The sequence below is a fragment of the Lysobacter hankyongensis genome (assembly GCF_039543145.1).
GTDB classification, from domain to species: domain Bacteria; phylum Pseudomonadota; class Gammaproteobacteria; order Xanthomonadales; family Xanthomonadaceae; genus Lysobacter_I; species Lysobacter_I hankyongensis.
In genome coordinates this window covers 262,342-282,639 of the sequence record NZ_BAABJE010000017.1, presented here as the reverse complement: position 1 = coordinate 282,639, position 20,298 = coordinate 262,342, and the positions used below count along the sequence as shown (strand labels likewise).

The following is a 20,298-nucleotide window of genomic DNA, read 5'->3' as shown; positions in this document are numbered from 1 at the left end:
TCTTGGTGCGGTGTGGTGCGGTGATGCGGCGATTATGCCGCGGCGGTGCGCCGATCAGCCGCGGACGCCGAGAATTTCCGGCAGCTTCGCGCGCACGTCGGTCGGTGGGATCCCGAGTGCCGGCAGGCCGTTGTCGTCGCTGGTGGAATCGCGCTGCAGCGAGCGCCAGTTGTCGCGGCTGATCGGCTTGCCGGGCAGGTGCTCGCCGACTTCGGCCTGCAGTCGCCCGAGTGCGCCGGGCAGCGGCAGCACGACGCGCGTCCAGCCCTTGGTGCGTGCGGTGAGTTTCACGATGCCGCCCAGGGTCATGACCTCGGGGCCGACCAGGTCGTAGCTGCGGCCGATGGTCGCGTCGTCGTCGAGCGCGCGCACGAACGCGTCGGCGACATCGCCCACCCACACCGGCTGGAAGCGCACGTCGGCGCCGCCCAGCGGCAGGCCGGGCGCGAACCGCAGCAACTGCGCGAAGCGGCAGAACAGGCCGTCGCCGGGACCGGCGATCACCGAGGGCCGGAACAGCGTCCACTCGAGCGTGGACGCGCGCACGCGCGCTTCGGCTTCGCCGCGCGCCTTCAGATAGTGGCTCTCGCCGTCGCCGGCGTGCAGCGCGCTCATCTGCAGCAGCCGGCGCGGACCGGCGGTGTGCATCTCCGCGATGACGGCCTCGGCCAGTTCGACATAAACCTTGCGGAACCCGCGGCCGTCGTCGCCGCGTTCGTTGAGGATGCCGACGAGATTGATCACCGCGTCCGCGCCGTCGAAGGCCTCGTGCAGGAACGCCGCATCGAACACGTCGCCGGCCAGCAGCGTCGCGTCGGCAGGCACGCGGGCGCGGGTCTGTGCATCGCGGGTGAGGACGCGGACGCGATGGCCCTGCGCCAGCAGCCTCGCGACCAGCGTGCGGCCGACGAAGCCGCTGCCGCCGAGCACGACGACAGTGCGGCTCATCGCTGCGGCTTCCGTGCCGGCGCGGGCGCGGGTTTCGCAGCCGGAACGGCGGCGGGCGGCGCCGGCGGTTCGGGTGGCAGCGGACAGACGAACGACTTGCGGGTGTCGACGATGCGTCCGGCGAGGCGGTCGGTGATCGGCATCGCCCTGCCGTTGAGCCGCCAGTCGTAGATCACGCTGAAGGCGAGGATGCGCGCGACGTAGTCGCGGGTTTCCTTGTAGCTGATGGTTTCGATCCAGAAGTCGGCGTCCATGTCCGGACGCTGCGACTGCCAGCGCGCCACCGGCGCCGGGCCGGCGTTGTAGGCGGCGATGGCGACGTAGGTGTAGCCGTATTTGTCTTCCAGTTCGCGCAGGTAGGCGGTGCCGAGCTGGATGTTGAACTCGGGTTCGTACAGGCTGTCGCCGCCGCGCCACGGCAGGCCGAGCCGCCTGGCGATGCCGGCGCCGGTGCTCGGCAGCACCTGCATCAGGCCGCGGGCGTCGGCGTGCGAACGCGCTCGGGGATTGAACACGCTCTCGGCGCGGATTTCGGCCGCCACCCAGGTCGGGTCGATGTTGTGCTTCGCGGCCTCGCGACGGATGACGGTGTCGTGGTGCAGCGGGAAGCGCAGTGCGTACAGCCGCGATTCTTCGGGATACGACTTGCCCCCGACGTTCACCAGGCCGAACACGCCACGGTCGAACCAGCCGTTGTCCTGCGCGATGTCGACCGCGATCCGGCGCTGCTCGGGCGTGAACCGCGCCAGCGCGTCGCTCCATTCGCGTTCGGCCCAGCCGCCGCGTTCGAGGCGGTACAACAGCATCGCCCGGACCATGCCCGGGTCGCGGGCGATCGCGGCCTTCGCGGCGGCGTCGGTTTTCGGTGTCCACGGGCACAGCGCGTAGGGCGCACCGATGCGGTCGGCGGCGAGGAAGCCGTGGAACTCGGGCTTGTTCGCGGCGTCGCGATACAGAATGTCGGCGTTGGTCTTGTCGCCGGCCATTTCCAGCAACCGCGCCTCGAAATAGCGCCAGCGCGAATCGCGGCGCATTTTCCTGCCGGGCTCGGTGTCGCCCATCTTCCGGATCGCCGCGAGCGCGGCGCGCCAGTCGGAACGGGCCATGGCTTCGCGCACGCGCCACTCGTGCAGCTTCTCGTCGTAGGCGACATCGGGAACGGCGTTGAGCCGTCGTGCCGACTCGGGTTCGTAGGAGGCCACGGTCCACAGCGCGGCCTGGTACAGCGCTCGGCCGCGCTCGGCATCGTTCATGCCCAGCGCTTCGGCGAACTTCGGCAGCCGGGTGTCGGCCGAAGACGGCTGCGCCTTCGCGAGCTTCGCCAGACCGTGCGAGGCGATCAGCCGGCTGCGCAGCGTCTTCGGCCAGTTCAGGGCGCGGTCGTGCGGCGATTCGACGAACGCTGCGTAGTCGTTCGCCAGCGCGAACTCTTCCGCGGGCAGGCCGCGGGCCGCGGCGCGCATCACCCCCGGCTGCCACTCGGCGGCGGCCTTTTCGATCCGCTCCCAGCGCAGCGTGGGCGGCAGTCCGCCGTTGGCGGCGAGGATGGCCATCGGCGCATCGCATTCGTTCGGCAGCGATTTCGCGGCGCCGCGCCACAGCGCCTGCGCGTCGGCGGTCCAGTCGGCGTCGGTCGCGCCGAGGGCCTGGCGGGCGTTGAGTTCGGAACAGCGCAGGGCCGCGCTTTTGATCGATGTCGACCAGGCGCTGCGGAAGGCGGGCCAGTCCTCGCGCCGGGCCAATGCCGCCAGCCATTGCTCGCGGAACACCTCCGCCACAGGTTCGCCGCGATGGCGATTGAGGAAGGCCTGGCCGCTTGCGGCAGGCAGGGTGTCGAAGCTGCGGCGCAGCGCGGCGTACTCCGCCCAGCCGGCCAGCGGGTGATCCGCAGGCAGCGTCGACCCGTCTTCGCCGCGCTCGGCGGCATCGAGGGCCGCGCGGGCGCGGCTGAGGGAGGCGGTGTCGTTCTGGGCGTGGCAGGCCGTCGGCAGCAGGGCGATCAGCAAGGCTGCGACGATGCTCGGTGGGGAGATTCGCATGCGGGGGACTATAGCCCAGCCGGGTTTCGGGGTCAGGCGCGGGCCCCGGCAGGCTGATGTGTCGGCCGCCTGCTTGGGCCGTCCGGGCGGGCGGCGACGACAAGATGGGTGCGCAAGTAATTGATTTATCAGGGATGGGCTTGGGGGCTGGCCAGGCTCGCGGCTCCAAAAACGCCCGCGGTGCGCTCATCTCCGCGGACGCCGTGCCGGCCGGCATCTTGCCCCTGTTTCACATTTTGTTTACAAAGTCGCGATACCGCCCAAGGAGGGGGCCGACAGGCGGTGGCTGCGTCAACCTCAAAACGAATGGAGAGAACCCAATGAGCAAGCTGCGCCGTAATCGCCTGACGGCCGCCGTCCACCTGACCTTGCTTCTCGCGCTGCCCACCATGGCTGCAGCGCAGGACGCACCGAAGGAAGAGAACACCCTCGACACGATCAGTGTCACCGGCTCCCGCATCAAGCAGACCAATGCCGTTACCGCTCAGCCGGTGTACGTGATGGACCGCGCCAAGATCGAAGAAACCGGCGTCGCCAGCGTCGGCGAACTGTTGCAGCAGCTGACCGCCAGCGGCAAGGCGCTGAACGCCAAGTTCAACTCCTCCGGCAACTTCGGTTACCCGGCGGACGGCGGCGGCATCGGCGCCGGTTCCGCGCAGGTCGACCTGCGCAACCTGGGCTCGCAGCGCGTGCTGGTCCTCGTCGACGGCATCCGCTGGGTCAACGAATCCTCGGCCTCCGGCGTCAGCGGCAGCGCCGACCTCAACACCATTCCGCTGGCCATCGTCGAGCGCGTCGAAGTGCTCGAAGACGGCGCGTCCGCCATCTACGGCTCCGACGCCATCGCCGGCGTGGTCAACATCATCACCCGCAAGAATTTTCAGGGTGCCGAAGTCCACACCTATTACGGCCAGTACAGCCGCGGCGGCGACACCAAGGAAGCCTCCTTCACCTTCGGTACCGGCGGCGACCGCTGGACCGCGGTGTTCGGCGCCAGCTACTACGATCAGGAACGCATCAGTTCCGCCGAGTGGGATCAGTCCTCGTTCCCGGTGCCCGGCGGCGGCCTCGATTTCGGCAGCTCGGGTACGCCCCAGGGCCGTTTCCGTTTCTGCGATCCGGCGATCGCCGCCGGCCCGGGCTCCTGCAGCAGCGCGGCCACGTACTACAACATCACGCTGAATCCCGGCACCACCACCCCGATCTTCGTGCCGGGCAACCCGAACGGCGGCACCTACAACCAGTTCGACAGCGCCGATCGTTTCAACTTCGCGCCGTTCAACCTGCTGCTGACCCCCAGCGAGCGCAAATCGCTGTTCGCCAGCATCAACATCGACCTGAGCGACAACACCCGCCTGCACGTCAAGACGCTGTTCAACAACCGCCAGTCCGCCAACCAGGCGGCGCCTGAACCGATCTTCGTCGGCCCGGGCGCGGGCACCGGCGGCATCGCCGACACCATCTCGATTCCGGCGAACCATCCGTTCAATCCGTTCGGGATCGCGCTCGACGCCAACTCGAACTTCCTGTTCATCGGCCGCCGTCCGCTGGAAGTCGGCCCGCGCATCTTCGAGCAGAACGTCGATACTTGGTATTTCAACGTCGGCCTCGACGGCCTGCTGGACATCGGCGGCCGCAGCTATGGCTGGGACGCCAATTACGTGCATACCCGCAATTCGGCCACCCAGCGCTTCACCAACGGCTACAACATCGCGCACATCCGCACCGCGCTCGGCGATCCGGCCGTCTGCGCCGCCACGCCCGGCTGCACCCCGCTGGATCTGTTCGGCGGCCAGGGTCGTCCGTTCACCCGGGCGATGATCGACTGGATCGTGACCGACCAGCGCGACGCCAGCACCCAGGAACTGGACATCTTCTCGGCCAACGTCACCGGCGATCTGTTCGCCATCGGCGACCGCACCGCCGGCTTCGCCTCGGGCATCGAGCACCGCCGCTACAAGGGCGACTTCGACCCGGATCCGCTGCGCCAGACCGGCGAGTCACAGGACTCGTTCGCGGCTCCGATCTCCGCCAGCTATGACGTCACCGAAGTCTACGGCGAGTTCAACTTCCCGGTCATGGCCACCCTTGACCTGACCGCCGCACTGCGTTTCTCCGACTATTCGACTTTCGGCAGCGCCACCACCGGCAAGGCCGGCTTCCGTTGGCAGCCGATCGAAGACCTGGTCGTCCGTGGCACGTACTCGCAGGGTTTCCGCGCGCCGAACCTCGGCGAGCTGTACGGCCTGACCCAGTTCGGCGCCACCCTGGTCGACCCCTGCGGCCCGACCAATCAGGTCGTCGTCGACACCACGAACGGGATCTCGGCCGGGCTGGAAGCGGCCTGCGTCGCCGCCGGCGTGCCGAACAACTTCGAACAGGCCAATACCCAGATCACCACCTTCACCGGCGGCAATCCGGATCTGGATCCGGAAGAGTCCGACAGCTGGACGATCGGCGCGGTCTACAGCCCCGGTTGGGCGGAAGACAAGTCGTGGTCGCGCAAGCTCGACTTCGAACTGGGCTACTACCGGCACAAGATCGAAGGCGCGATCCAGGCCAACGATCTGCAGGGTCTGCTCGATACCTGCTACAACGCGCAGAACGGCACCGGCCCGGCCTGTGCGCCCTTCACCCGCATCTCCAGCGGCGACCTGCGTCCGCCGAACAACTTCCTCGCCAACCTCGGCCAGATCGAGACCGACGGCGTCGACATCAAGGTCAACTGGCTGAGCCCGGAATGGGGCTTCGGCAATCTCAGCGCTTCGCTGCAGTCGACCTTCGTCAACGACTACGAGGCGGTCGATGCCGCGGGCAATGTGTCTTCGCGCGCCGTCGGCGTCGAAGTCGGGGACAGCGCCATTCCCGAGTGGCAGTCCAATCTCCAGCTCGGCTGGCAGCGTGGCGGCCTGGGCTTCACGCTCTCCACGCGCTACATCAGCAGCGTCGAGGAGAGCTGCGCGGGCGTCGAGGGCCTGCCGGGCTGCGATGGCGTCGCCACCAACAAGCTGGGCGCGACGACCTACCACGACGTGCAGTTCGCGTGGAAGAACGCCTTCACGATGGAAGGCCTGAAGCTCTCGCTGGGCGCCAACAACGTGTTCGGAAAAGAGGCCCCGATCTGCCTCGGCTGCTCGTTGAACGGCTACGACGCCGGTACCTACGATCTGCCGGGTGCGTTCTGGTACGTCAGCGCCGATTACCGGTTCTGATGGCCGCTGCGCAACAGGCTTGAGCGAAACGGCCGGGGAAACCCGGCCGTTTTTCATGGCGCTCAACCAGCCGCCACGACCGGGCGGTAGCGGCTGGGATTCGCGCCGGTGGTTTTCTTCATCAACCGGCGCAGGGCGGTGGCATCGCCGTAGCCCACGGCTTCGGCGACCTGTTCGACCGTCATCCGGCTGGTTTCCAGCAGGATGCGCGCGCGCCTGAGGCGAATGCCCTGTACCAGCGCGGCCGTGCTCTTGCCGGTCGCGCGATGCAGATGGCGCGACAGCGTGCGCTCGGACATGCCGAACTCCTGCGCCAGTTCGAACACCGTCGGCGGATGCGGCAATGCGGATTCGATGCGCGTCGCGATCCGCGCGACCAGCGCGTTGCCGCCGGCCTGCTGCTCCGCCACGATGAACGGGGCCTGCGCTGGACGACCGTCGATCAGCAGCGACCGCGACACCGCATCGACCAGCGCGCTGCCGCAGCATTCGCGCAGGAGATGCAGCATCAGATCGGTCTGCGCGAAGGCGGCGCCCGCGGTCACGATCGGGCCATCGACGCACACCATGCGGTCGGCATCGACCATGCAGCCCGGCGCCATCTGCTTCAGCAGGGGCGCGAGCCACCAGGTCGTGGTGGCGCGGCGCCCGTCGAGCAGGCCGGCGGCCATGAGCAGGAAGACCGACGAGCACGAGGCCGCGACGCGTCCGCCCTGTTTCGCGTGACGCGCGATGGCGCCGATCGTGCCGATCGCATCGGCATGTTCGAGTCGTGCTTGCAGTGCCGCGGGGGTGGCATGACCGAGCCCGGGCAGGACCCACGTCGAGCGATCCTGTCTTGATCTCGCCGGCAATCTGGCGGTTTCGATGGAAAAGCCGCCCTGCAGCCGGACCTGGCCGCCGTCGATCGAACACAGCCGCCATCGCGGTGCCGTGGCGGCCGTGCGCGCCGCCAATACGCCGGCGGCCACGAGAATGTCGTGGGTGGCCGCCACGCTGGTGGGGTGCGCATCTTCGAGCACCAGGATGGTGAAATCGTGCATGGCGGATAAGGCCCGAAAAATGTCTGGACAGACACTGCCATTCTTGCCCTCGCGACGTTCCAATACAAGCCCGGACGGCTTGAGGTGCGATATGGCGATGACAGGGGATCGGGACACCAATCGACACGATGCGCTCGACGACTTCGACCCGCGCGAGGTGACCATCGACGGCATCGCGAAGCGCGTGCATGTGGCCGGCCGCGGGCCGGCGGTGATCGTGATGACCGAAATGCCCGGCATCAGTCCGCACGTCGCACGGTTCGCGCGCTGGGTGCGCGAGGCAGGATTCACCGTCTACATGCCGTCGCTGTTCGGCCGCGATGGCGCCGTCCCGGACGCGGAGGAAGGCCTGGCGATCATGAAGCGGGCCTGCGTCAGCGCGGAGTTCCGCGCCTTCGCTTCCAACGAATCCAGTCCGGTCACGCAGTGGCTGCGCGCGCTCGCGCGACGGGCCCATGCGGAATGCGGCGGTCCGGGCGTGGGCGCGATCGGCATGTGTTTCACCGGCAATTTCGCACTGTCGATGATGCTGGAATCCGCGCTGCTGGCGCCGGTCGTCTGTCAGCCCTCGCTGCCCATCGACGATCCCGCGGGCATGAATGTGGCCGCGCAAGAACTGGCGGCGGTGCGCGCAAGGCTGGAGCGCGAGGACCTGACCGTCATGGCCTATCGGTTCGAAGGCGACCGTCACTGCCGGGCGGAACGGTTCGCGGCGTTCGCGACGGCGCTCGGTCCGCGCTTCGTCGCGCGGGTGCTGCCGGACAGCGCGGCCAATCCGGAGACGCCGCCGTTCTTCGACAAGGTGGTGGCGTCGCCGCACAGCGTGGTCACCGCGCATCTCATCGATGCCGACGGTCAGCCCACACTCGCGGCGCGCGACGAGATCCTCGCGTTCTTCGCGCACCGCCTCCACGCGCCGCATGCCGATGCCTGAGGCGCATGCAGTGATGCCGCCCGCCCCGGCATTCGCCCATCCGTATGCGACCGAAGAAGGCCGCCCGTGAAGGAATACGCATGAAACTGGAGTTCTGGTTCGAATTCGCAAGCACGTACTCGTATGTCGCCGCGATGCGGATCGAGGACGCGGCCGCGCGCGTCGGCGTCGAGGTCGAATGGCGCGCGTTCCTGCTCGGTCCGATCTTCCGGCAGCAGGGATGGACCGATTCGCCGTTCAATCTGTTTCCGGCGAAGGGCCGCTACATGTGGCAGGACCTGCAGCGGCAATGCCGCAAGCATGGGTTGCCGCTGCGGATGCCGTCGATGTTCCCGCGCAATGGCCTGCTGGCGGCGCGCCTCGCCTGCGCGCATGCCGATGCCCCGTGGTTGCCCGCATTCGTTCAGGCCGTGTATCGCGCCAATTTCGAGCATGATGAGGACATCGCGGACGAAACGGTGATCGCCGCCTGCCTCGCGCACGCCGGCCAGGATGCGGCGTCGATCCTGCCCGATGCACAGTTGCCGGCGGTGAAGCAGGCGCTGATCGCGCGCACCGGGGACGCGGTCCGGCACGGCCTGTTCGGGGCGCCGTCGTTCCGGGTCGGCGACGACCTGTTCTGGGGTGACGATCGTCTGGCGGACGCGCTGGAGGCCTGCACCGCCCTGCGGTCGCGATGACCGGTTCGCGCGCGATGCCATGCCCGGGTCGCGGGATCCGGGCCGGCGGGCCGGCGGGCCGGCCTGCGTTCCGCAGGTCGGGGTGGAATCGTTCCCCGGTACAGGGCTCGCCGCCTGAGTCGGCGGGCCGTACTGTCCGCCGCCGTCGACGATCCGCGGCCCCGCGTGGACCGGTGCATCGAAGCCCCCTTGAAAGCCTTCGCCGCCGCCCCATATCCGCCGGGTCCCGGTCTGCCGGGGTTTCTTTGCCCGCGGTTTTGGCACTCTCCCCGGGAGACTGCTAGAATCGCCGGCCTTTTCTCCACCAATCAATCACTTGCGAGGGTTCCCATGAATCTGAAGCCGCTCTACGACCGCGTGGTCGTCAAGCCGATCGAAGCCGAAGAAATGACCGTTGGCGGGATCATCATCCCCGACGCCGCCAAGGAAAAGCCGACCAAGGGCGAAGTGGTCGCCGTCGGCGAAGGCAAGTTCATCGACGCCACCGGCGGCGTGCGCGCGCCGAAGGTCAAGGCCGGCGACAAGGTCATCTACGGCCAGTACGCCGGTTCGGCCTACAAGCACGAAGGCGTCGAATACAAGGTCATCAAGGAAGACGACATCCTCGCGATCGTCGGCTGATGCGCGCGGGCGGAGCGATCGCTTCGCCAGGCTGCGCTGATGCGCCGATCCCGCAATGGCGGGCCAGGGCCCGCCCTACGAAATCCATCAAATTCCGGAGCTTCAAACAATGGCTGCCAAAGATATCCGTTTCGGTGAAGATGCCCGCGTCCGCATGGTCCGCGGCGTCAACGTCCTCGCCAATGCCGTCAAGGCCACCCTCGGTCCGAAGGGCCGCAACGTCGTGCTCGAGAAGAGCTTCGGCGCCCCGACCATCACCAAGGACGGCGTGTCCGTCGCCAAGGAAATCGAACTGGCCGACAAGTTCGAGAACATGGGCGCGCAGATGGTGAAGGAAGTCGCCTCGAAGACCTCCGACAACGCCGGCGACGGCACCACCACCGCCACCGTGCTGGCCCAGGCCCTGATCCGCGAAGGCATGAAGGCGGTCGCCGCCGGCATGAACCCGATGGACCTCAAGCGCGGCATCGACAAGGCCGTCGTGGCCGCGACCGCCGAACTGAAGGCGATCAGCAAGCCCACCGCCGACGACAAGGCCATCGCCCAGGTCGGCACGATCTCGGCCAACTCCGACGAATCGATCGGCAACATCATCGCCGACGCGATGAAGAAGGTCGGCAAGGAAGGCGTGATCACCGTTGAAGAGGGCTCGGGCCTGGACAACGAACTCGACGTTGTCGAGGGCATGCAGTTCGACCGCGGCTACCTGTCGCCGTACTTCGTCAACAATCAGCAGTCGATGTCGGCCGAGCTGGACGACCCGTTCATCCTTCTGCACGACAAGAAGATCTCGAACGTCCGCGACCTGCTGCCCGTGCTGGAAGGCGTGGCCAAGGCCGGCAAGCCGCTGCTGATCGTCGCCGAGGAAGTCGAAGGCGAAGCCCTCGCGACCCTCGTCGTCAACACCATCCGCGGCATCGTCAAGGTCTGCGCCGTGAAGGCCCCGGGCTTCGGCGACCGTCGCAAGGCGATGCTGGAAGACATGGCCATCCTCACCGGCGGCACCGTGATTTCGGAAGAAGTCGGCCTGTCGCTGGAGAAGGCCACGATCAAGGACCTCGGCCGCGCCAAGAAGGTGCAGGTCTCGAAGGAAAACACCACGATCATCGACGGCGCCGGCGCCGCCGACGGCATCCAGGCCCGCATCAAGCAGATCAAGGCCCAGATCGAAGAGACCTCTTCGGACTACGACCGCGAGAAGCTGCAGGAGCGCGTCGCCAAGCTCGCCGGCGGCGTGGCCGTGATCAAGGTCGGCGCCTCGACCGAAATCGAAATGAAGGAAAAGAAGGCCCGCGTCGAAGACGCGCTGCACGCGACTCGCGCCGCGGTGGAAGAAGGCATCGTCCCGGGCGGCGGCGTCGCGCTGATCCGCGCGCTGGCCTCGATCTCCGGCCTGAAGGGCATCAACGAAGACCAGAACCACGGCATCCAGATCGCCCTGCGCGCGATGGAAGCCCCGCTGCGCGAAATCGTCACCAACGCCGGCGAAGAGCCCTCGGTCATCGTCAACAAGGTGAAGGAAGGCACGGGCAACTACGGCTACAACGCGGCCACCGGCGAATTCGTCGACATGGTCGAGGCCGGCATCCTGGATCCGACCAAGGTCACCCGCACCGCGCTGCAGAACGCGGCGTCGATCGCCGGCCTGATGATCACGACCGAAGCCATGGTCGCCGAAGCGCCGAAGAAGGACGAGCCGGCCGCCGGTGGCATGGGCGGCGGCATGGGCGGCATGGGCGGCATGGATTTCTGATCCGTCCCCGCACATCGCTTGCTGTACCACGGGAACCCCGCCTTTTTGGCGGGGTTCCTGCTTTCAGACGCAGCACTTCGCCTGAAAGTTGGCGAAGTGCCCCGTACTCGTCATACTCGCCAAGTGCGCGCCCTGCGTCCCATTTCAGGCACGAACCATGTCTCCCTCGCCCAATGCATTGAGTGAAGATGCGCGGTCCGGCAGCCGCTCGGAGGGGGGGCGCTACACGCATCATCAAGGGAAGTTCTTCTCGCATTGGCTGACGCTGCGCAGCCGCGACGAGTCGGCGATCGCCCGTGCGCTTTCCGTTGCGCGCGTCGACATGAACCCGCATCAGGTCGATGCAGCCCTGTTCGCGCTCAAATCGCCGGTGGAAGCCGGTGTGCTGCTTGCGGATGAAGTGGGGCTCGGGAAGACCATCGAGGCCGGCCTGGTGCTGGCGCAGCTCTGGGCGCAGCGACGTCGGCGCATGTTGCTCGTCGTGCCTGCGACATTGCGCAAGCAGTGGAGTCAGGAGCTTCTGGACAAGTTCCAGTTGCCGACCACCATCCTCGAAAGCCGGTCCTACGCAGAACGATGCAAGGCGGGCGATGCGAATCCGTTCGATGTCGACGATGCCATCGCCATCACGTCGTACGAATTCGCAGCGAACAAGGCCGCGGACCTTGCGCGGGTGCCATGGGATCTGGTCGTACTGGATGAAGCGCACAAACTGCGCAACCTCTACAAGGGGAAATCCGACGCGAAACGCGCCTCCGCGCTGAACGATGCATTGCGCGGGCGCAAGAAGGTGCTGCTGACCGCCACGCCCTTCCAGAATTCGCTGATGGAACTGTATGGCCTGGTGTCGTTCATCAGCGACGAATTCTTCGGCAGCCAGCAGGCGTTCCAGATGCAGTACGCCAGCGGACGCCATTCCGAAGCGCGGCTCAACGATCTGAGGCATCGCCTCAAACCGATCTGCCACCGCACGCTGCGCAGGCAGGTGCAGGCCGAGGGCGGCATCAATTTCACCAAGCGTTTCTCGATTACCCAGGATTTCACGCCTTCCGACGACGAATTCGAGCTGTACGAACAGGTGTCTGCCTATCTGCAGGACCCGTCCATTCTCGCCATCAAGCCTGCAGCCCGTCATCTGATCACGCTGGTGGTGCGCAAGATCTTGGCATCGTCCACTTTCGCCATCGCCGACACGCTCGACGCCATCATCGAGCGACTCCAGGCCAATCAGGCACTGACGGCGCGGATGCTGCAGGATTTCGAGACCGTCGATGAAGTCGGGGACGAGCTTGAGGCACCAGACCCGTCGTCGACCGATATGCCGGGAAGCGAGGCCCTGCAGGCCGAACTGTTCTGCCGGAATCTCGAAATCGAACGCCTCAGCGGCTATCGCGATCTCGCCAGACGCATCCAGTCGAATCGGAAGGGCGATGCCCTGCTTCTGGTGCTCGATCGTGCATTCGCCATGACCGAGAACCTCGGCGGGCGGCGCAAGGCGGTCATCTTCACCGAATCGAAACGCACGCAGGAATACCTGCGCGACCTGCTGGAAGCCAACGGCTATGCCGGGCGCACGGTCCTGCTCAATGGCAGCAACGACGACGCGGATTCGAAGGCGCTGTATGCCGACTGGATGGCGCGCCATGCCGGTACGGCGCTCATGTCCGGCTCGCGGACGGCCGACATGAAGGCTGCCGTCGTCGAGGCCTTCCGTGATCAGCGCGACATCCTGATCGCGACGGAGGCCGGCGGCGAGGGCATCAACCTGCAGTTCTGCTCGCTGCTGGTGAACTACGACCTGCCGTGGAACCCGCAGCGCGTCGAGCAGCGCATCGGGCGCGTGCATCGCTACGGCCAGCAGAGCGATGTGGTGGTGGTGAATTTCGTCAACCGCAAGAATCGCGCGGACCAACTGGTCTTCGAGCTGCTGGAGAAGAAGTTCCGGCTGTTCGATGGCGTGTTCGGCGCCAGCGACGACATCCTCGGCTCCATCGAATCCGGGGTGGATATCGAGCAGCGCATCCTGCGCATCTATCAGGAATGCCGCGATACGGCCCGGATCGAGGCCGAGTTCGCCGCGCTGCAGGCGGAGCTCGACGACAGCATCGCACGGCGCGAATCGGAGGCCCGGCGGACCTTGCTGGAGCACTTCGACGAGGATGTCGTGCGCAACCTGCGCTCCCGGCGCGAGGGCATGCTGCTGCGCATCAACCAGTACGAAGGCCAGTTCCTGCGCCTGATCGAGGCCGAATGTCCTGATGCGCGCATCAAGGATGCGCTCGTCGAGCTGGAGGAAGGACGGTTCGCGGTCAGCTGGCCGCCCGCAGAGGCCGCCAATGCTGGACTGCTGCGGCCCGACGCCGGGCTGGGCGCCGAACTCGTGCAGAGCGCCGCACAGCGCGAGACACCCGCAGGTGTGCTCCATTTCGACTATGCCGCGGTGGATGCACAGCGCGCCGACGTGCGCGAGTGGCTTGGTGCGCGCGGGCAGCTGAGGGTCGGTATCGTGACCATCGATACAGCGAACGAACAGCTGCAATCTTTGGTCTGCAGCGCGCGCAGCGACGATGGTCGCGTACTGTCCGACGAGACGGCGGCGCGCCTGATGGAAGTACCGGCGCGATACGCGCCGGCCAGGCGTGTCGCCGATGCCCCCCCGCTGCTTGCCTTCGAGGCCGCAGTGCAGCGGGTTCTGGACGACGCGGCCGAGCGCAACCAAGCCTGGTTCCTGCAGGAATCCGAGCGACTGGATCGCTGGGCGGAAGACCAGCGCCTGTTGCTGAAGCAGCGGGTCGACGCGCTGGATGCGCAGATTCGCGAGGCCAAGCGCACGCTGCGGCAATTGGAGACGCTGGAGGAGAAAGCCAGGCTCAAGCGCGAGATCAAGCGCATGGAGCAGCAGCGCGACGATGCCATGCTGGATTTCTATCAGAGCAGGAAGGCCATCGATCTTCAGCAGGACGCCATGCTCGATCGGGTCGAGGCCCTGCTGCGCATCCAGCACCGGGTGGACATCCTGTTCGATGTCGAGTGGACGTTGGAGCATACGCAGTCATGAGCAATTCCCGTGAATTGGCCGATGTGCTGACCCAGATTCGCCTCGGCGAAGATTCCCTGGTCGAGTTCAAGCGCATCGTCTTCGAGAACGACAGGATCAAGGGGCCCAACACGGAAAGCCTCTGCCAGGAGATCGCGGCCTTCGCCAATGCGATCGGTGGGCGGCTGATCCTGGGGGTGGACGACAAGACCCGGGAGGTCGTCGGCATCGAACTGGATCGACTCGACGAGGTGGTCGGCTGGGTCGAACGCAGCGTGCACGACCGGATCAAGCCCGAGCCCACGGTCTATCTGCGGCGCATGCTGGTGCCGGACCGTGCAGGCATCGAGTGCGCCGTGCTGGTGGTCGATGTGCCGCGTTCGCTGTACGTGCATCTGGCCCCCGGTGGTTATTTCCGTCGTCAGGGTAGTTCGAAGTACGAGCTGCCGCCCAACGAGCTGTTGCGTTTGATGCAGTCGCGCCAGCGTGCGGGCACGCTGGGCTTTGACGAAATGCCGGTGTTGGGTTGCACACGCAACGATCTGGTGCCGGAACTGTACGACCGCTTCATCGGCAATACCGACGAACCTGCCGAACTGCGCCTGCGCAAGCTCAAGCTGCTGGTGCCGGGCGAGCCGGGCGAGGAGTGGGTCAGCGTGGCGGGCGTGCTGATGGCGACGGCCACGCCGCACGAATGGCTGCCCCAGGCCTACATCCAGTGCGTGCACTACGCCGGCAGCGAACGCATCGCGCAGGAACAGCTCGATGCGCAGGATGTGCGCGGCCCGCTGGACCATCAGATCCGCGAGGCGACGGCGTTCGTGCTGCGCAACATGCGGATCGCCGCCTTCAAGCATCGGGGGCGGGTGGATGTGCCGCAGTTCGATCCGGATGCGGTGTTCGAGGCCATCGCCAATGCCGGCGCGCATCGCGATTACTCGATCCCCGGTGCGCCCGTGCAGGTGCACCTGTTCGCCGACCGGCTGGAGATCACCTCGCCGGGTGCGCTGCCCAATTCGCAGTCGGTGGACTCCATCGCGCTGCGCACCGCGACGCGCAACGAACTGCTGACCAACCTGCTGGCGCGCAGCCCGGTCGATATCGTCGTGGTGGCGCGTGGCCGGGTGATGGAAAAGCGCGGCGAAGGCGTGCCGCAGATCCTCGGCCGCAGCGAGCGCCTCTCCGGGCGCCGACCGAGGTTCGAGCTGCTGGGCGACAATGCCCTGCGCGTGACCCTCTACGCTGCCGACCCCGAGACCAGCCCGCTGGTGAGGGATGTGTACCTCGACGGCCTGCACTATCCGGCGCCGGGGCGCGGGAACGACGCGCAAGACCAGGACTGAACATCGATGAGCCGCAAGCAGAAGCTGGAACTGACCTGGGTCGGCAAGGACGAGCGCCCGCGCCTGGAGCCGCGCATCCTGCTGGAAGACCCGGCGCTGAGCCACCACGCCGCGCATCGCGTCGGCGATGCCGACCGCTTCGACAACCTGCTGATCCACGGCGACAACCTGCTGGCACTGAAGGCGCTGGAGCAGCAGTTTCGCGGGCAGGTGAAGTGCATCTTCATCGATCCGCCGTACAACACCGGCAGCGCCTTCACCCATTACGACGACGGTATCGAGCATTCGCTGTGGCTGTCGATGATGCGCGACCGGCTGGAAATCCTGAAGGAACTGCTGAGCAAGGACGGGTCGATCTGGATCACGATTGATGACAATGAGGCGCATTATCTGAAGGTGTTGTGTGATGAGGTTTTCGATAGATCAAATTTTGTGACATCTATTGTCTGGAGAAAGAACTACTCACCTAAATCTACAGCGCGTCATTTTTCGGAGGATCACGACTACATCTTCGTGTATGCGAAGTCTGCGGATGACTTTTCGCCAAATTTAATGCCGCGAACTGATAGGCAAGACAAGGCGTACAAGAATCCTGACAAAGATCCGCGAGGGCCATGGAAGCCTGGGGATCTCTCTGCTCGGAACTACTACAGCCTCGGCACCTATCCAATAACCTCTCCAAGTGGGCGTTTCATACCAGGTCCGCCCCCCGGAATGTTTTGGCGGGTATCCGAAGAGAAGTTTCGGCAGTTAGATAAAGAACAGCGGATCTGGTGGGGTAAAGATGGATCGAATATTCCTGCCATTAAGAGGTTTCTAACTGATGTGAAGCAAGGAACTGTTCCGCAAACTTGGTGGACATACGAAGAAGTTGGGCACACGCAGGATGCCAAGAAGGAGGGTGTAGCGCTGTTTGGAGATCAAGTGTTCGGAACGCCCAAGCCAGAGCGACTACTTCATCGAATACTGCATCTGGCCACCAACCCCGGCGATCTCGTCCTCGATTCCTTCGCCGGGTCCGGCACCACCGGCGCGGTGGCGCACAAGATGGGCCGGCGCTGGATCATGGTGGAGCTGGGCGAGCACTGCCACACCCATATCGTGCCGCGGCTGCGCAAGGTGATCGACAATGAAGACCCGGGCGGCGTCACCGTCGCCACCGGCTGGCAGGGTGGCGGCGGCTTCCGCTACTACCGGCTGGCGCCGTCGCTGCTGCGCGAGGATGCGTTCGGCAATCTGGTGATCAACCCCGAATATCGCGCGGAGATGCTGGCCGAGGCTGTGTGCAAACTGATGGGCTTCACCTATGCCCCCAGCGATCAGCGCTATTGGCAGCACGGTCAGGCATCGGAGTCCGATTTCCTGTACGTCACCACCGCCGCACTGACCCACGAACAATTGCGCGCACTGAGCGAAGAGGTGGGGCCGGAGCGCACGCTGCTGGTGTGCTGCAAGGCGTTTCGCGCCAAGGCCCATGCCTTCGACAACCTGACCATCCAGAAGATTCCGCAGACCGTGCTGGATCGCTGCGAATGGGGCCGCGACGATTATTCGCTGCGCATCCTCGATCTGCCGCCCGCGCCGGCGCAGGCCGCTGCCGCGCCATCCGCCGACGAGCCGTCGGCAGCAGAGGAGAAACCCGCGCGCGGACGCAAGCGCAAGCCGCAGGCCGACAGCGCCGATCTGTTCGGCGGGGACGCGACATGAATCGCGAGGTCCGCCAACTCTGCGCGCGCATGAGTCTGCGCGAGCCGCAGGCGCGTGCGCTGACGCTGCTGGCCGAAGTGCTGGATCGCATCACCCTGCGCAAGTCCGAGCAGGGCGGGGACGCCGATGTCGCGGCCCAGCTGGCGGCGATCCAGTTGATCGCTCCGCAGGTGGAGGATTTCGAGCGCGAGTTCGCCTCGCTGTGCTTCGCGCTGGCCACCGGCGTGGGCAAGACGCGGCTGATGGGCGCGTTCATCGCCTATCTGTATCTGACCGGACACAGCCGGCATTTCTTCGTGCTGGCGCCCAATCTCACCATCTACGAAAAACTGAAGTCGGACTTCGACCCCGCCAGCCCGAAATACGTGTTCAAGGGCATCCCGCAGCTGGCGCAGACGCCGCCGCTGCTGATCACTGGCGAGAACTACGAAACCGGCCTGGGCGTGCGCACCGAGCACATCGCGCCGGGCACCACCACGCCGCAGCTGTTCGGCGCGGCCACATCGGTGCAGATCAATATCTTCAACATCAGCAAGATCAACAGCGAAGTGCGCGGCGGCAGCGCGCCGCGCATGAAGCGCCTGCAGGAATACATCGGCGAAAGTTACTTCGAATATCTGGCCGGTCTGGACGATCTGGTGATGCTGATGGACGAGGCGCACCGCTACCGCGCCAGCGCCGGCGCGCGCGCCATCGGCGAACTGCGCCCGCTGCTGGGCCTGGAACTCACCGCCACGCCCAAGACCATCGGCGCCAAGCCGCAGCCGTTCCGCAACGTGATCTACGCCTACGGCCTGGGCGAAGCGCTGGCCGACGGTCTGGTGAAAGAGCCCGCCGTCGCCACACGCAAGGACTTCGACCCCACCTCGGTGCCGCCCGACGAGCTGGAACGCATCAAGCTGGAGGACGGCATCCGCTATCACGAATACGTGAAGGTGGAACTGGACACCTACGCCCGGCAGACATCGCTGCCGCGCGTGAGGCCCTTCATGCTGGTGGTGGCGCAGGACACCGCGCATGCGTCGCGCGTGAAGGCCTTGATGATGTCCGACGGGTTTTTCGAAGGGCGCTACCGCGGGCGCGTGATCGAAGTGCATTCCGCGCTGAAGGGCGAGGAATCCGACGAGGCCACGCAGCGCCTGCTGGCGGTGGAGCGCGACGAGACCACCGAGGTGGTGATCCACGTCAACAAGCTCAAGGAAGGTTGGGACGTCAGCAACCTCTACACCATCGTGCCGCTGCGGGCTTCTGCATCCGAGATTCTGACCGAGCAGACCCTGGGGCGTGGCCTGCGTCTGCCGTACGGCAAGCGCACCGGCGTTGCGGCGGTGGACCGCTTGACCATCGTGGCCCACGACCGTTTCCGCGAAATCATCGACCGGGCCGGCGCGCCCGATTCGGTGATCCGCGAACAGGTCACCATCGGCAACGGCGGCGATGTTCCCGAGCGCGCGCCGCAGGCATCGCAGGCGCAGCCCTTGAGCTACAGCGCGCTGACCGGCGAACCATCGCAAGTGGGCGCGAATGCCCATGAGGGCCGGGTGTCGGACGATGTTGCCGCGTACACCATCACCTCCGCAGCCGATCAGGCGATTGCGCGCGAAACTCTGCGCGTGTTGCAGCGCTACGAGCGCCTGCCGTCGATTTCGCAGCTGAACACGGAAGCGATTCGCGCCAAGGTGTCGGCCGAAGTGGCCGCCGTGCTGCAGCCGCGACAAACGCCCCTGGCGTTGCAGCCCGCACCGGGTGAACCTGCGGTTGAACGCTTCGAGGATCAGGTCGCGCGGATGGTGGCGCACGTCACCCGTGCGGTGGTGGAGCTGACCATCGAGATTCCCAATGTGGTGCTGATCCCGACCCGCGACGTGTCGTTCGGCTTCAGTGATTTCGATCTGCAGCAGCTGTCGCGGATCGCGTATCCGGCCGTCTCGGAGGAGATTGTGGTGCAGCAACTGCGCGACAACGCCCGCGAAATGATCGGCTGGACCAAACGCGAAGGCCGCGAGCGCCGAGCGGAAGACTACATCGTGAGCACGCTGATCGAGCGCGACGAGATCGACTACGACGCCCACGCCGAGCTGCTTTACAAACTCGCCGGCCAGATCGTCGCGCACCTGCGCAGCTATCTGCCGGACGAAGCGGCGGTCGAAAATGTGCTGATCTACTACCGGCGCCAGCTGGCCGAGTTCGTCTGGGCGCAGATGGAAGGGCATCTGTGGGAAACGCCGACCGATTATGTGCCGCGGATCACTCGCGGTTTCAGCCTGCTGCGGCCCATGGCCTTCAGTCTTCCCGCCGGCCAGACGCCGAGGCCGTTCCGGCAACCGGTGGCGCGCGGCGACAACATCCGGACACTCGTGTTCACTGGATTTCAGAAATGCTGCTACGACCTGCAGCGCTTCCAGTCGGCCGAGGGCGAACAGCGCCTGGCGATCGTGCTGGAAGACGACACCGACGTCCGTCGCTGGATGAAACCCGGCCCCGGCCAGTTCCAGATCGAATGGAAGAGCGGCCGCGCCTACGAACCGGATTTCGTGGTGGAAACGGGCACCCACAAACTGATCCTGGAACCCAAGGCGCGAGGCGATATCGACGATGTCGATGTGCAGGCCAAAGCCCGCGCCGCCGCCCGCTGGTGCAGCCATGCCAGCGAACATGCCCTCGGCAACGGCGGCAAACCCTGGCGCTATGCGCTGATCCCGCATGACGCCATGGAAGGTGGAGCGACGGCGTTGGGGTTGGCGAATCGGTATGGGGTGGATGTGGTGGAGTTGTGATGGGTTGGTCAGAATGGCGGGTGTGTACCAGCTTTTCGCTTCTTCGATATCAGGCTGCAAAAAAAACCGGCAACGATGCGTGGGTTTATTCTTTATTGAAGAAACCCAGTATGCTCGAGGTGTGGGGACAGGATCATTGTGGGGTCGTATCGAGATGTTGTCGGGCATGCGCATTCCAAAAGCGATTCGGAGTGCCAGAATGTC

Annotated in this window: 12 protein-coding genes; 9 read left to right on the top strand and 3 right to left on the bottom strand. The window is 66.0% G+C overall.

Features of this window, described 5'->3' with window-relative positions:
• Positions 1-54: 54 nt before the first annotated feature.
• Together ABD974_RS16400 and ABD974_RS16395 are read right to left on the bottom strand one after the other, a co-directional pair.
• Positions 55-948 carry a complex I NDUFA9 subunit family protein gene (locus ABD974_RS16400; RefSeq protein WP_345304410.1) on the bottom strand — a complete coding sequence of 298 codons (894 nt, stop codon included), beginning with the start codon at positions 946-948 and terminating at the stop codon, positions 55-57.
• A complete protein-coding gene (locus tag ABD974_RS16395; protein WP_345304409.1) occupies positions 945-2,987 on the bottom strand; it encodes a lytic transglycosylase domain-containing protein in 2,043 nt (680 codons plus the stop codon). The genes ABD974_RS16400 and ABD974_RS16395 overlap by 4 nt, the downstream gene beginning before the upstream one ends.
• Before the next feature lie 320 nt (positions 2,988-3,307).
• Between ABD974_RS16395 and ABD974_RS16390 the strand changes: the two genes are divergently transcribed.
• Positions 3,308-6,199 (top strand): TonB-dependent receptor, encoded by a 2,892-nt coding sequence (locus ABD974_RS16390; protein WP_345304408.1) that lies wholly within the window; start codon positions 3,308-3,310, stop codon positions 6,197-6,199.
• A gap of 62 nt (positions 6,200-6,261) precedes the next feature.
• On the opposite strand, the gene ABD974_RS16385 is transcribed toward ABD974_RS16390, so the two are convergent.
• Positions 6,262-7,242: a GlxA family transcriptional regulator gene (locus ABD974_RS16385; protein WP_345304407.1), complete on the bottom strand. Its 981-nt coding sequence runs from the start codon at positions 7,240-7,242 to the stop codon at positions 6,262-6,264.
• Here ABD974_RS16385 and ABD974_RS16380 point away from each other — a divergent pair.
• The 8 genes from ABD974_RS16380 (at position 7,184) to ABD974_RS16345 (ending at position 20,094) form a co-directional block, all read left to right on the top strand.
• Positions 7,184-8,176 carry a dienelactone hydrolase family protein gene (locus ABD974_RS16380; protein WP_345304406.1) on the top strand — a complete coding sequence of 331 codons (993 nt, stop codon included), beginning with the start codon at positions 7,184-7,186 and terminating at the stop codon, positions 8,174-8,176. The genes ABD974_RS16385 and ABD974_RS16380 overlap by 59 nt on opposite strands.
• 80 nt (positions 8,177-8,256) lie before the next feature.
• Positions 8,257-8,856, top strand: coding sequence for a 2-hydroxychromene-2-carboxylate isomerase (locus ABD974_RS16375; protein ID WP_345304405.1), 600 nt, complete (start codon positions 8,257-8,259; stop codon positions 8,854-8,856).
• Positions 8,857-9,186: 330 nt separating this feature from the next.
• Positions 9,187-9,477, top strand: a complete 291-nt coding sequence (locus ABD974_RS16370; RefSeq protein WP_345304404.1) for a co-chaperone GroES — start codon at positions 9,187-9,189, stop codon at positions 9,475-9,477.
• A gap of 109 nt (positions 9,478-9,586) precedes the next feature.
• Positions 9,587-11,230, top strand: coding sequence for a chaperonin GroEL (groL, locus tag ABD974_RS16365; protein WP_345304403.1), 1,644 nt, complete (start codon positions 9,587-9,589; stop codon positions 11,228-11,230).
• A gap of 88 nt (positions 11,231-11,318) precedes the next feature.
• A complete protein-coding gene (locus ABD974_RS16360; RefSeq protein ID WP_345304402.1) occupies positions 11,319-14,288 on the top strand; it encodes an SNF2-related protein in 2,970 nt (989 codons plus the stop codon).
• Positions 14,285-15,610, top strand: coding sequence for an ATP-binding protein (locus ABD974_RS16355; RefSeq protein ID WP_345304401.1), 1,326 nt, complete (start codon positions 14,285-14,287; stop codon positions 15,608-15,610). The genes ABD974_RS16360 and ABD974_RS16355 overlap by 4 nt, the downstream gene beginning before the upstream one ends.
• Before the next feature lie 6 nt (positions 15,611-15,616).
• The gene (locus tag ABD974_RS16350) at positions 15,617-17,317 is read left to right on the top strand and encodes a site-specific DNA-methyltransferase (protein ID WP_345304400.1); all 1,701 of its coding nucleotides are present in this window, start codon (positions 15,617-15,619) and stop codon (positions 17,315-17,317) included.
• On the top strand, positions 17,314-20,094 hold the full coding sequence (locus ABD974_RS16345) for a DEAD/DEAH box helicase (RefSeq protein ID WP_345304399.1): 2,781 nt from the start codon (positions 17,314-17,316) through the stop codon (positions 20,092-20,094). Before ABD974_RS16350 ends, ABD974_RS16345 begins: the two co-directional genes overlap by 4 nt.
• Positions 20,095-20,298 lie beyond the last annotated feature (204 nt).